We start from the raw sequence: 12937 nt of genomic DNA, 5'->3' as shown, positions 1-12937 counted from the left end.
CTCCTGCAGATTATGAAATCTGAATTTCAATGATTTTTCGGTTAAATTTTTATTCCTGTAACCGGGCGATCATTTCAAATCTCAGATTTCCTTTACGATCGGGTCGATAACCAAAAATGGATTTTCCCATCACATGACCGTCTTCATATTCGGCAACGATTAGTTCATCATTGATGAAATATATGGAGGTGAATCGCATCGTGCCGCCTAATACGGCATCTTTCGGAATTAATTCCGGATGTTCCTGGAGCCTATCTATTAAAAACTTTTCCGGTTGGGCGATGGAGTCGAAATATTCAGGATAATTCCGGGCAACAAAGGCTTTTTTCATCAGGTGATCGCTAAGCGTATCATTGGCCTGTTGGAGCGCAACTATTTCGATTTTCAGGGAGTCCACTTTTTCTGAAAGGGATACTTCTTCAGAAGATCTTCCGCAGGAAATTAAAAAGATCCACAATCCGAAAAAGATGATATTTTTCATGGTTTATATTGGAAAATTTTAAAGTTCCTGTACTACAAGATACGTGGTATAACCCAGATAAAACAGCAAAAGAACCAAAGATTCCCAGCGGTCGAGTATTCTCCTTTTCCCTGTGAACATCGCCAGGATAAGAAAAATTGTTCCTCCCGCTAAGACATAGATGTCCATATTGAAATTTGGGTCGAATCCTATTGGTTTGAGCATGGAGGAAGCTCCAAGGATAAGAAAGATATTAAAAATATTAGATCCTACAATATTCCCTACTGCTATATCTGCATTCCTTTTTAATGCGGCCACTACAGAGGTTGCAAGTTCCGGAAGGGAAGTTCCTGCAGCAACCACGGTAAGTCCTATGATTTTTTGACTTATCCCAAAAGATTGGGCAAGCAGAATCGCATTATTAACCACCAGGTGGCCACCATAAATCAAACCTCCTAATCCGGCAATAATATAAATGCCCATCTTTAAATTGGTTAAAGTTGGAACCTCAATAAATTCTCCTGTTTCTGAAGGGTCGTTTTTGAGTTGTTTATGGACATAGAAAAGAAACAGGCCAAAAAAGATGAGTAAAATTGCCCCGTCGATCCTTCCCAAAACAGAACTTTCAGAATTAGAAATCAGCCCATCGTTCACCAGGAAAAAGAGCACCAGGGTCGCGATAAATGAAATTGGGATCTCTTTCCATGCAGTGCTGGATTGCACCACGAGCGGAGTGATTAAGCCCGTGATTCCCAAAATAATGAAGAGGTTAAAATTATTGCTTCCAAGCACATTTCCAAAAACGATATCCTGATGTCCCTGAACCGCTGCAAAGGTATTTACCACCAGTTCCGGCGCAGAAGTTCCAAAGGCAACAACGGTTAATCCTATAGCCAGATTGGAAATATTGAACTTTTTTGCAAGGGCGGAAGCACCTTCCACCATATAATTAGCTCCGAAAATTAAAATTGTTAATCCTGCGATTAACAATAGAATTGGGATTAGCATGTTGTTTTAAATTTTGATCGAAATTAATAGAAAAAAATAGTGCGTTTAACAGCCCATTAAAAATAAATATAGAACTAATATAAGGCTTTGTTTGGTTTGATTAAAAATCAGATTCATCAATTTATGACCGCAGGATTATCAATAAAATAGCGCAGTGCTTTTAGTTGATTTTTTGGTTTCTGCATATCACAAATCAATTGTTTCCTGCTGTATTTTTCTGTTTGAAATTTATTGTCCGTAGTGATTTCTAATTTTTCAAACTGATCCAGACACACAAAAACCCTTGCCAGTGCAAGAGAAATAATATTTGAAAACCGGTAGGTCTGTTTTTTAGAATAGGAAGTTTTTTCCACCAACTTGAAGAAAGTATTTAAATCTTCTGAAAAATCTTGCCGGAGTTGTTGAATGGAAAAGCAGGTATTGGCTGCGGTTTTGGTACCGGAATGGAAATCTTCCCACACATCAAAAATGTCATTTCCCAGCTGCATCAATCCGCCTAAATGGGATAAGAGTTTCACTTCAGCTTTCTCAGGAAGTTGCTCCAAACAAAGCCTGTAGAAAAGAAATGAGGTTCCCCCTTTAGCATACGTTATCTCATGGATTAACCGGATTGGATTTTCAGCTTTTTGTTGTTGCAAACTTCTTTGCTGAGCCTCGTAAACTTTTAAAGCCTGCTTTTTTAAATGCTCAGGATGACTCGCATAAGATAATCCCAGCATATATAAATGCACCAACAAAGCTTCGTTGGAATTGAATGCCTCAAGATTTTCAGGATCACGAATAAAGTTTCTTAAATGCTGTACTTCTTTATCTGGATCATCAAAAAGGTCGTCCAGTAAACCGGAAGTTGAACCTAAAAAGGTCAGGCAAAGCCGTTCTTTTTTTGTCAACGCTTGTCCTCTTAAAACAGCCAAAGATGCTCCCAGGATTCCCGGAACTCCCAAAGCATAATAGGAGTTTATCTTTTTGAAATCGGCTAAGGTCAAACTCCCGTCATTGGTTTTTCTATACCCTGTAAGTTCTTTTTCCAGGTGAGTTTTGATAAATCGTTTCTGTTTAAAAACACTTTTCAGCAGAAAAAAATAGATCCAGGGTAATGCCAACATTTGTTTAAAATAATGTCTTTTTCCGATGGATCTGTTTTGCATCTTTGAAATTCTAGAGATTTCTTATAAAAAGGTTTGAAAATTGTTGTCCGGTAAACCTTTTTGTGCGTTCTGTTTTAAGAAATTGTAGAAAGGTACTTTCTTTAACCACAAAGGACACAAAGTTTCCACAAAGGGCGCAAAGTCTTGCTATCCATTAGACACTGCTGTAATGTAGTCCTTTTCTAATTTCCTCAATAATTATCCAGTTGGTTCACTTTCAATTATCACTTTTTTGCTTTGTGTGCTCTGTGTTTTTTTTTCTTGGTGTGCTTTGTGGTTAAAAAGGAACGAAGCAAAACCGGTAAATCTTAATTGAGGTTTATAAAATAATCCACAATACTCTAAAACATAACTAGGATGAATAACTAACTTGGTTTCTTGGCTCTTGATTCTTTCTTTTTTTCCAATCTCGTACTTCAAAAATCTTCTCTATTTATCATTTCTCATATCTATTTAAGAGTACCGGTTTTTATCCACCTGGGGATTTCCCTGCTTTAATATCTGTTCTTATCATCATTATCCACAAAGAAAACAGCATTCACGAAGAAGAGTTTTCCGTTTTCCCAGAATGCCCTGAAAAGTGGATTATCGATTATATAAATAAAACTTCCTCTTCCCATTGGCTCTACTCCAAAAGTCAGGGAATTTTGGATCTTTTTTGATGCTTCGCTTCCCGCAAAACCTGAAACGATCATCGGATCATTTTCCAGGTAAGCAACATTATATCCGTTTCTTAATAAGCTGTAACTTGTATTTCCCTGTTTTAAACTGAAATATTTGTCATCATATCCAAAAGCCATTGGGTGGGTATTGTCCACATTGGTTTTTATGATACTTCCGGTGATCAGGTCTTTTATTTGTTCCCGCTCTCTTTCGTTATAGGGAATAAGGTTTCCTGTTTTGGCGCTGTCTTTTTCCTTTTCAGGTTTATTTTCCTTTAGATCAAAACCTTCCTTCCCGGCAAAACCTGCAATGGCTCCTTCAATAGCAATCACTTTTCCGCCACTTCTAACCCAGGATTTTAATTCTTCCAACATTTCCTTGTTTAGGATGTCTTTGTAATTTCCGGATGGGAGGATTAAAATATCCAGCCTGTACAAATCAGAGGCGTTAAAATCATCGGTTTCTATAGCTGTTATCGGGTAGTTGAGGTCTTGTTCAAAAAAGTACCAGATCTCACCATAATTCAGGGAAGAAGTTCCATCTCCTCTTAAAACGCCAATTCTAGGCTTGTTTATGATCTTCATTTGTGAAGAACCAAAATCGGGTCCCTTGGTAGAAAAACCACTAGTGGCAACGGTTAACTCACGCATGTGTTTATTGGCAATAGCTACGAGCCTGGAATCAAAATTCTCCAGTTTGCGGTTATCGCTTTTTGTAATCACCAGACTTCCTGCATCGAATTTCTTATTTTCATTTTCAAAAGGGGTTTCGCTAAATCTTACATTAATGCCTTCCTTCAGCAAGGCTGAAAGAAATCGGGCATCCTGCATAGAATTCCATTTGGTAATATATCCCGCTCCCGAAGGATTGGCCGTGTTATTTGCCATTTTCACAGCCGCGGTTGGAGTTCCCGAAACAAGGCGTGTACTGGCCACAGCTTCCAATCCATAGGCATAAGGAAGACTCCAGGCGGTAATGTCGTAGGTAAGAGAATCGCTTAATTTTGCTACAGGTTCAAATAAAACCTTGACCATTTTACCTTTTGGCTGATTGGTATTTATAACCAGCGTATTTTCATCTGAATTAAAATCGGACTTGCTTCCACTATAGTTCAGGCCTTTTATTTTTCCTGAACCTGCTGTTTGGTATTGAATTTCATGTCTGTTCATCAATTGTTTTAAAGCACTGATTTTATCTGAATTTCCTTTTAGCGCGAAACTTTTATATTGCTGTTGATCGTTTTTGAAGAATTTATTAAACTCGGCATTTAAATCTTTCACATTTTTTGAAGCGATTTCAACGGTAGAAAGTCCAGTGGTATGGTGATGTGCAACCCTGTCTACCAGGGTGAGTTCATAACCTTCGTTCGTATCTATGCCCAACCCAACTTGTCCTGCCTGCTCATAGGTCATTCCAATAGCTCCCATAAAGGTTGGGTACGTGTCACCGTAACTGGGATATAGTAAATCAAAACTTTCTTTTGTGAAAAACAGCCAGCCTTCCTTATCAAAATATGTTGCGTGATTTTTTCCTATTGCAATTTGAAATTCCCGTTGAAATGGAGTGATCACCTCATGAAAAGGCTCTGCGCCAGGGGCAAAATAATAAGGACTATTACGGCCCTGTTCATGAAAATCTACGTGAATATGTGGCAGCCATTGATTGTAAATTTTTAAACGCTGCCGGGTTTCTACCTGTGTTGCCCAGGCCCAGTCGCGGTTAAGATCAAATAAATAATGATTTGCCCTTCCCCTTGGCCAAGGCTCATTGTTCTCTATTGCCAGTGGCGATGAATTATATGGGGTGGATTTCACCTGGTTGTACCAGTTGGCATAACGATCGCGGCCATCGGGATTTACCGTGGGATCTATGATCACAACCGTATTTTGCAGCCAGTCCTTTTTTGCGGTTACCAACTCAAACAATGTTTGCATAGCTGCTTCGGTGCTGGAGGCTTCATTCCCGTGCACATTATAACTCAACCATACGATGGCTTTTTCTGCGGAATTTTCCGAAGTGCCGGAAACTATTCCCGCATTTTTTAAATGAGCATTTCGTATGGCCTCAAGATTTTTTATATTTTCTTCAGAAGAGATCACGGCATAAGTAAGTGGACGTCGCTCATTTGTTTTTCCATAGGTTTGATAGGTTACCAAATCAGAATTTTCTGCGATGTAGTCAAAATAATTCACCACATCGGCATGTCTGGAGAACTGAGTTCCTATTTGGTACCCAAGAAATTCTTCAGGCGATTGTAGATTTTGTGCGATGGAAATCTGAAAAGTTAAAAAAGCGAAGGCAACCAGAAGTTGTAGTTTTTTCATATGTAGATATCTATTGTTTTTTAAAGGTCATATGCAATTCGCATATCTTCATTGGTGTTTATATAGGGTTTCCGTTATGCTCATTTCATAAGGAGGATAAAATCAATATTGATGGAGTAAAGATAGTATACACCACGGAATTAACTAAAAAATGGGCCATAAAATATTTATCTTAGGTATCTTTACGTTTTAAAGAAATAATATGCCAACAGACTGTCTTTCCTATAAACAAACCAATTATTTTTCCAATCTTATTCTGGATTACCTGGACGAAAAAGAAGAATTAAACCCCTTTTATAACCGGTTTTCAAATCTGGAAAATTTTAAGGCTCAAATAGATGAAAAACAGGAGTTTTTTACTTCAGAAAAAAGAAAGGTCCTTGTAAAGGTTTTAAAACAACAGTATTCAAACCTTGATACTTCTGAAGCTGTTTTAAATAACATCGAAGCGCTTTCCGAAGAAAACACCTTCACGGTAACCACCGGACATCAGTTAAATTTATTTACCGGGCCGCTCTATTTTTTATACAAGATCGTTTCTGCTATCAACCTGGCTTCAGCATTAAGCAAGGAATATTCGCATCAAAAATTCGTGCCGGTTTACTGGATGGCAACCGAAGATCACGATTTTGAAGAGATCAATTATTTTAACCTTAACGGAAAGAAATTCCTGTGGAACAGCGATCAGCCGGGAGCAGGAAGTGATGCGGTAGGAAATTTGACTACTGAGGGTCTTGAAGAAGTTTTCGAATTATTCTCGGCAGAAATAGGAGGAGGGAAGAACGCTGAAGAATTGAAGGGCCTATTTAAATCGGCCTATCTGGAACATTCCAACCTTACCGATGCTACCAGGTATCTTGCTAATGAGCTTTTTAAGGACTACGGATTGGTGATCCTGGATGCCGATGAAAAATCCCTGAAAACCGAATTTATCCCTTACCTGGAACAGGAACTTTTTGGCCAGATATCCCATAAAACCGCTACTCCGGTAGCCGAAAAAATGCAGGAACTTGGGTATGGCGTTCAGGTAAATCCAAGGGAGATCAATTTATTTTACCTTGCAAACGGCCTTCGGGAACGGATTATAGAACGTGATGGCACTTATTTTATAAATGAAACCGATACTTCCTTCAGCAAAGAAGAATTACGAGCTGAATTAAAAAACAATCCGCAGCATTTTAGTCCCAACGTGATGACACGGCCATTATATCAGGAGGTTGTTTTGCCTAATTTATGTTACATAGGCGGGGGAGGAGAACTCGCATACTGGTTTGAACTCAAGGAATTTTTTGATGCCGTAGAAGTGCCATTTCCGGTATTATTGCTTCGGAATTCGGCCCTGATAGAAACTTCAAAACAGGATCAAAAAAGGAAAAACCTCGATATTTCCCAGGCAGAATTGTTTTTGAAACAGCATGAACTCATCAATCGGAAGGTTAGAAAAATATCGAATATAGATATCGACTTTTCTCCCCAAAAAGAATTTCTGGTACAGCAGTTTCAGCATTTATATGAACTGGCAGCACAAACAGATCCTACTTTTCTGGGAGCGGTAAAAGCACAGGAGATGAAGCAGTTAAAAGGTCTTGAAAACCTGGAAAACCGACTTTTAAAAGCCCAGAAGCGCAAATTAAAAGATGAGGTTTCACGTATTTCCGACCTTCAGAACGAGCTGTTCCCGAATAAGAGTTTACAGGAGCGGCAAACTAATTTTTCAGAAATGTACCTGGAATATGGAAAAGAGCTCATTCCTAAACTCATCAACGAATTAGATCCCTTAGAATTAAATTTTAAAATACTGACTTTTGGAGAATAATAAAATGCATACAATCGATATGAATCTGGTGGAAATGACTTTGGATGTCATGAAGTATACCATAGATCGTATTTCAAATATCACCCCGGAACTGGGCTCGCCTAAAAAGGAAGAGGAGTTGTTGAAAATGGTTGGAGAAACCATAACCGATGAGGGGATTGGCGGGGAAAAGGCCTTTAAGCTTTTTAGGGATGTTTTGGTGAAGGCCACCGTGCCAATAGATCATCCACGCCATTTGGCTTTTGTGCCGGCAGCGCCTACCAGGGCTGCTATTATGTTCGACCTTGTTACCTCTGCCTCCAGCATTCACGGAGCATACTGGATGGAAGGTGCCGGAGGGATTTTTTGCGAAAACCAGGCTATGAATTGGTTGGTAAGTATCTCAGGCCTGCCGGAAGGGTCTTTTGGTGTTTTTACCAGCGGCGGAACCGTTGCAAACTTATCGGCGATGGTAGCGGCACGTGAAGAATGGCGAAGCAGAAATACAGATAATATTGGGATTAAGGGACTTGTTCTTGTATCCCAGGGAGCACACAGCTCGGTAGAGGCCATGGCAAAAGTGATGGACGCCGATCTGCTTAAGATCGATTCCCGGGGGGATTTTCTTTCCGGGGAAGAACTGCGCGCCGGCATTGAGGAACTGCAGGAAAAAGACCGAAAAAGGGTCTTTGCGGTTGTTGCAACGGGAGGAACCACAAATGCAGGGATTATTGATGACCTGGCTGGGATCGCCGGAATTTGCGAAAAAGAGCAGGTTTGGTTGCATGTAGATTGTGCCTACGGTGGTGGTGCACTTGCGGCAAGATCTGTCCGGCATTTGTTCAACGGGATTGAAAAAGCCGACAGTATCACGATCGATCCGCATAAATGGCTTTTTTCACCTTATGATTGTGGTGCGGTCCTTTATAAAAATATGGAATTCGCAAAAAATGCGCATTCTCAAAAAGGAGCCTATCTGGAAATTTTTAAGGATGAAGGAGCCCAGGGATTCAATCCAGCCGATTATCAAATTCAGCTTACCCGAAGAATACGGGGGATGCCGCTTTGGTTTTCCCTGGCAATGCACGGCACCGAAAAATACAGAACAGCTATAGAACGCGGAATTACCCTGGCTAAAATTGCAGCTGCCAAAATAGAGGAACGTCCTTACCTGGAAATGGTGCGCCCGGAGAGTTTATCGGTGGTATTATTCCGAAGAATTGGATGGACAGCAGAGCAATACCGGGACTGGACCTATAGAAACCATAGAGAAGGAATCGCGCTGGTTACTCCAACAATTTGGAAAAATGAAACCATTTCGAGGTTTTGCTTTATAAATCCGGATACTACGGAAGCAGATATCGATCTTATTCTGGACACCCTGAAGTGAAGAAGTGAAGAAGTGAAGAAGTGATGGAGTGATGAAGTGATGAAGTGATGAAGTGACGAGGTGAAGAAGTGATGAGGTGAAGAAGAGAAAAAAGAGAATAGAAAAGAGAAAGATAAAAAAATATTCGTGAATTCTAAGATAAAACCAAATGTATTTAGGCAAATTTCTGTTGGTACGTAGACACGTATGGGGTTTGTCTTTTCACCACTGCAAAAACGCGATTAACTAGTTTACAGCTTATTGCGTTTACTATTAATTTATGGTCTTTTCCTTCTTGTGTTTTTCTATTATAATAGCTTTTGAGCTCAGGATCCCATCTTATAGCATTGTTAGCCCCATTTGACAATAAAGTTTTAACGTACTTGTTCCCTAGCGCACTTACCTTTGTTCTTCCTCTAATGGACGATCCGGAGGTGTATTCAAATGGTGCAATACCGGCGTAGCAAGCATATTTTCTTCCATTGTCGAAGCTTTCAAAATTATTGGTTGTTGTAATCATAGCAGCAGCAATTATAAGTCCAATACCTTTTACAGAGGTGGCTAATGAATAGTTTTTCTTTAGCTGTTGATCACTTTTAATAATTTCGAGAAGTTCCATTTCAATGTTTTTGATAATCTTGTCCTGATCCTTTATCTGCTTTTCAATTTGTTTGGTTATGCTTTCAAGGCCACTTATTGCCTGATATTGTTTATGGCTCTTTCTACTATTTTTTAAAGCGGATCTCATACGTACCATCTGGTCCCGGTAAGTCAACAGCTGTTTGATTTTCACCATTAAAGTTGAAGGCAACTGGAAAGGCTTAAGTTTTGACTTGTGTGCATAAAGATACTCCGCAATTCTTTGAGCATCTACTTTATCATTTTTCCCTCTGGTCATTCCTAAACTACGTTTGATTTGTAATCCAGTTTCAACACAAAAAAGAATTTCATTTTGAGATAACCAGGCAAAGAACAACAAGCCATAGGTTCCGGTATGTTCCATACAGAATGCACATTCATGGATGGGTATCTTTTTTTTCTTTAAGAAAAGAAGAATGCTACTGAACCCCTTAAGATTGTTTTTGATTTGAAAATGAGTAATAGCTTCAAGGTTATCTCCGCTAAAAAGAGATAAATCAAGTACATCTTTGCTGATGTCAACACCGATAAAATGTTTTTTTTCGGTAAATTTATACATAACTTTAGTTTTAGAAAACCGGGAATGGTTACTGTGCTAATACCTTTAATAAGCCTTTATGCTTAAGATTCTAAATGGCATTGTAACCTGAAGGGAAGTATGGACTATCTCACGAAATGATTCTATTAAATCATGCATTCGTTTAGTTCACCATATTTCCTCTCCGGTTTTTGATTAACATTTATAAAAATTACTCAAAATATTTTACTTGCTAATCTAAAGGCATTCGTGGCTAAAAGACAAACTTGTGAAAATAGAAAAGATTATTTTCTGTGAATCCCGATAGCTACCTTAGGTTTAGAACTGTTTGGGATAAAATTGATATCTATATTTTGTGAATACCCCAAGGATTAAAATAATTTTTTAGAATTATAAGTTGATCAATTTTTCAATTAAAAAATGAGGCTTCCATTTCGGAAGCCTCATTTGGTATAAGTTGGTTTGAAAAGTATTAGTTGGCTGTGGTGTCAACAGGTTTGTCAACAAACAGACGTTCGTCTCTGTTGGCGATTTCCCAGGCGGTTAAAAATACCAGTTTGGCTCGTTTTTCCAACATTTCATACTCAATTTTATCAGGAGTATCAGTCATTTTATGGTAATCCGCGTGAACTCCGTTAAAGTAAAAAATGACCGGAATATTGTTTTTTGCAAAGTTGTAATGGTCGCTTCGGTAGTAAAACCTGTTAGGGTCATTTTCATCATTAAAGGTATAATCAAGCTTAAGATTAAGGTACTTACTGTTAACTTCTTCGCTTAAATCGTGCAATTCGGTACTCAATTTATCACTTCCAATTAAATAAACATAATCACCACTGCTTTCCATACCTTCTCCAATACGGCCAATCATATCGATGTTCAGGTTGGCAACAGTTTGAGCCAATGGGAATGTCGGGTTATCTGTATACCATTTTGAACCTACCAAACCTTTTTCTTCACCAGTTACGTTCAAGAACAAGATGGAGCGTTTTGGACCAAATCCAGCGGTTTTCGCTTTCATAAAAGCTTCAGCAATTTCAAGGATAGCTACAGTTCCGGATCCATCATCATCGGCTCCGTTGTAAATATTCCCCTCATCATCAATTCCCACGTGGTCATAGTGCGAAGAGATCACAAGGATTTCCTCTGGTTTTTCGCTTCCTTCAAGAAAAGCCAATACGTTTTCAGAATCCTTTACATCTCCTCTAAAAGCAGAACCGGGAACCGGCTGGTAATAATTGTCGCCACCAAGGGGAGAAGGGATATTTAGTTTTTTATATTCGGTTTTAAGGTATTCTGCTGCCATTTTTTGACCAGGTTCTCCTGTTTCACGACCTTCAAATTCATCGCTTGCAAAGGTGTATAGGTGATCGCTTAATTCTTGTGCGGTTATGGAATTTGCATACTCCATAACATCTGCATTTTCAACGTTTTTTGGTTGATGTGCGCCACAACTCACCAATCCAATGGTAAGGATGCTTAAAATTATTCTTTTCATAGGTAGATATTTATTGTTTTTAATGGTCATATGCAATTCGCATATCTTCATAGGTGTTTGTTTCGTGTTTCCGTTATGCTCATTTCATATGCAGATATTTATTGTTTTTTAATGGTCATATGCAATTCACATATCTTCATAGGTGTTTGTATCATGTTTCCGTTATGCTCATTTCATAGGTAAGACTATTTTTTTTAAGTGCAGCAAGATAAGGGTTCACCGTATATTTACCAAGTGGTGATAATAAATACCCTGCCTGCCTTTTCTTAATGGATTATTGTCCTGCTTTTTCAAGAGCATTCTTCACCAAAATCTTCATCATTTCATAGCCTTTAGAATTGGGATGAACTCCATCTTCGGAAAGATCTGCTCTTAAACCCTTTTCATCGTTGACCATCGCGCTGTAATAATCCAGATAACTATGGTCGTTTGCAGTCGCGAATTCTTCCAGCCACCTATTTATCTTTTCTATTTTTTCAATAGGCTGAAGACCCGGTCTCCAGGGATAATCATATACTGGCAACACCGAACTCAGGATTACCTTGATATTATTGGCGGCTGCGAGCTGTGCCATCGCCTTAATATTGTTGGTGATCATTTTAAAGGAAGAAGCTCCGGTATTTCCGGCGATATCATTTGTGCCGGCCAGGATCACGACAATTTCCGGTTTTAGATCTACCACATCCGGCATAAAGCGGATGAGCATTTGCGGGGTTGTTTGTCCACCTATCCCACGGTTGATATAGTTGTTTTCTGAAAAGAAGTCGGGATCATGATCTATCCATCCTTCGGTGATGGAATTTCCCATAAAAACAACCGGTATTTTTCTGGCGTCAGCTAAAATAATTTCGTTGTCCAATTTATATTTTTTGAGATTTGCCCAATCCTGTTCCATAAGTTTTTGCGTTTCCGTGAGCTGTGAAAAACCATAAAATGATGAAAATAAGCAGAATAATGAAGTGATAATAGCTTTCATAAGCTGATTTTTTTTAGTTGAGGAAAGGTATGAATTTGCCATAAAATATAGCGAAAACCTATTTTTTAAAAAGATTAGAATTTTATTGTGTGAAACTACAAAGCTTCCTATATTTGCCTCCGCTAAGAGAATTCTAAAAAGAGACTCTTATTTTTATTGGAGAAATGGCAGAGCGGTCGAATGCGGCAGTCTTGAAAACTGTTGAGGGTCACACCTCCGGGGGTTCGAATCCCTCTTTCTCCGCTTGATGAAACCGTAAACAACTGAAAAACAGGAGTTTACGGTTTTTTTTATTTCTATTTGTCCGTAATTTGTACCGAAAGAAATTGAAGTTGCATTACAAAAGCAGCTTTTAGAAACATTTATTTCAAAATCCCCATTTTGAGAAGCTAGAAAATGGTCAGCCAAAAAACTAAAAATCAGTAATTACACAAGTTTTACTCGCTGTTATATTATTAGGCAGATTTCCTGATTACAAAATAGCTGCAAATATTTCTTAAAAAAATTGTAATTTCACAATTC

At 38.7% G+C, this 12937-nt stretch carries 10 protein-coding genes and 1 tRNA gene; 3 read left to right on the top strand and 8 right to left on the bottom strand.

Annotation, left to right across the window (positions count from 1 at the left end):
• Positions 1-49: 49 nt before the first annotated feature.
• The 5 genes from ACKGJN_RS06335 to ACKGJN_RS06315 form a co-directional block, all read right to left on the bottom strand.
• Positions 50-481: a hypothetical protein gene (locus ACKGJN_RS06335; RefSeq protein ID WP_409538614.1), complete on the bottom strand. Its 432-nt coding sequence runs from the start codon at positions 479-481 to the stop codon at positions 50-52.
• 18 nt (positions 482-499) lie between these two features.
• Positions 500-1468, bottom strand: a complete 969-nt coding sequence (locus ACKGJN_RS06330) for a calcium/sodium antiporter (RefSeq protein ID WP_409538613.1) — start codon at positions 1466-1468, stop codon at positions 500-502.
• 116 nt (positions 1469-1584) lie between these two features.
• A complete protein-coding gene (locus ACKGJN_RS06325) occupies positions 1585-2616 on the bottom strand; it encodes a hypothetical protein (protein ID WP_409538611.1) in 1032 nt (343 codons plus the stop codon).
• Positions 2617-2814: 198 nt separating this feature from the next.
• Positions 2815-3036: a hypothetical protein gene (locus ACKGJN_RS06320; protein WP_409538610.1), complete on the bottom strand. Its 222-nt coding sequence runs from the start codon at positions 3034-3036 to the stop codon at positions 2815-2817.
• 74 nt (positions 3037-3110) lie between these two features.
• Positions 3111-5603: a M14 metallopeptidase family protein gene (locus ACKGJN_RS06315; protein WP_409538609.1), complete on the bottom strand. Its 2493-nt coding sequence runs from the start codon at positions 5601-5603 to the stop codon at positions 3111-3113.
• 202 nt (positions 5604-5805) lie between these two features.
• Here ACKGJN_RS06315 and bshC point away from each other — a divergent pair, with 202 nt between their 5' ends.
• Entirely contained in the window at positions 5806-7419 is a 1614-nt protein-coding gene (gene bshC / locus ACKGJN_RS06310; protein WP_409538608.1) for a bacillithiol biosynthesis cysteine-adding enzyme BshC, read from the top strand.
• A gap of 4 nt (positions 7420-7423) precedes the next feature.
• Complete coding sequence (locus ACKGJN_RS06305; protein WP_409538853.1) at positions 7424-8788, top strand: pyridoxal phosphate-dependent decarboxylase family protein; 1365 nt, start codon at positions 7424-7426, stop codon at positions 8786-8788.
• Positions 8789-8942: 154 nt separating this feature from the next.
• Here ACKGJN_RS06305 and ACKGJN_RS06300 read toward each other — a convergent pair whose 3' ends face one another.
• The 3 genes from ACKGJN_RS06300 to ACKGJN_RS06290 form a co-directional block, all read right to left on the bottom strand.
• Positions 8943-9965 (bottom strand): IS110 family RNA-guided transposase, encoded by a 1023-nt coding sequence (locus tag ACKGJN_RS06300; protein WP_409538607.1) that lies wholly within the window; start codon positions 9963-9965, stop codon positions 8943-8945.
• A gap of 451 nt (positions 9966-10416) precedes the next feature.
• Positions 10417-11439: a M28 family metallopeptidase gene (locus tag ACKGJN_RS06295; protein ID WP_409538606.1), complete on the bottom strand. Its 1023-nt coding sequence runs from the start codon at positions 11437-11439 to the stop codon at positions 10417-10419.
• Positions 11440-11713: 274 nt separating this feature from the next.
• Positions 11714-12415: an SGNH/GDSL hydrolase family protein gene (locus tag ACKGJN_RS06290; protein WP_409538605.1), complete on the bottom strand. Its 702-nt coding sequence runs from the start codon at positions 12413-12415 to the stop codon at positions 11714-11716.
• 158 nt (positions 12416-12573) lie between these two features.
• Between ACKGJN_RS06290 and ACKGJN_RS06285 the strand changes: the two genes are divergently transcribed.
• Positions 12574-12658 (top strand) — tRNA-Ser (locus tag ACKGJN_RS06285).
• Positions 12659-12937: the final 279 nt, after the last annotated feature.

Source organism: Gillisia xinjiangensis (assembly GCF_046298265.1).
Taxonomy (GTDB): Bacteria; Bacteroidota; Bacteroidia; order Flavobacteriales; family Flavobacteriaceae; genus Gillisia; species Gillisia xinjiangensis.
This window is presented reverse-complemented; position numbering and strand designations above follow the sequence as displayed.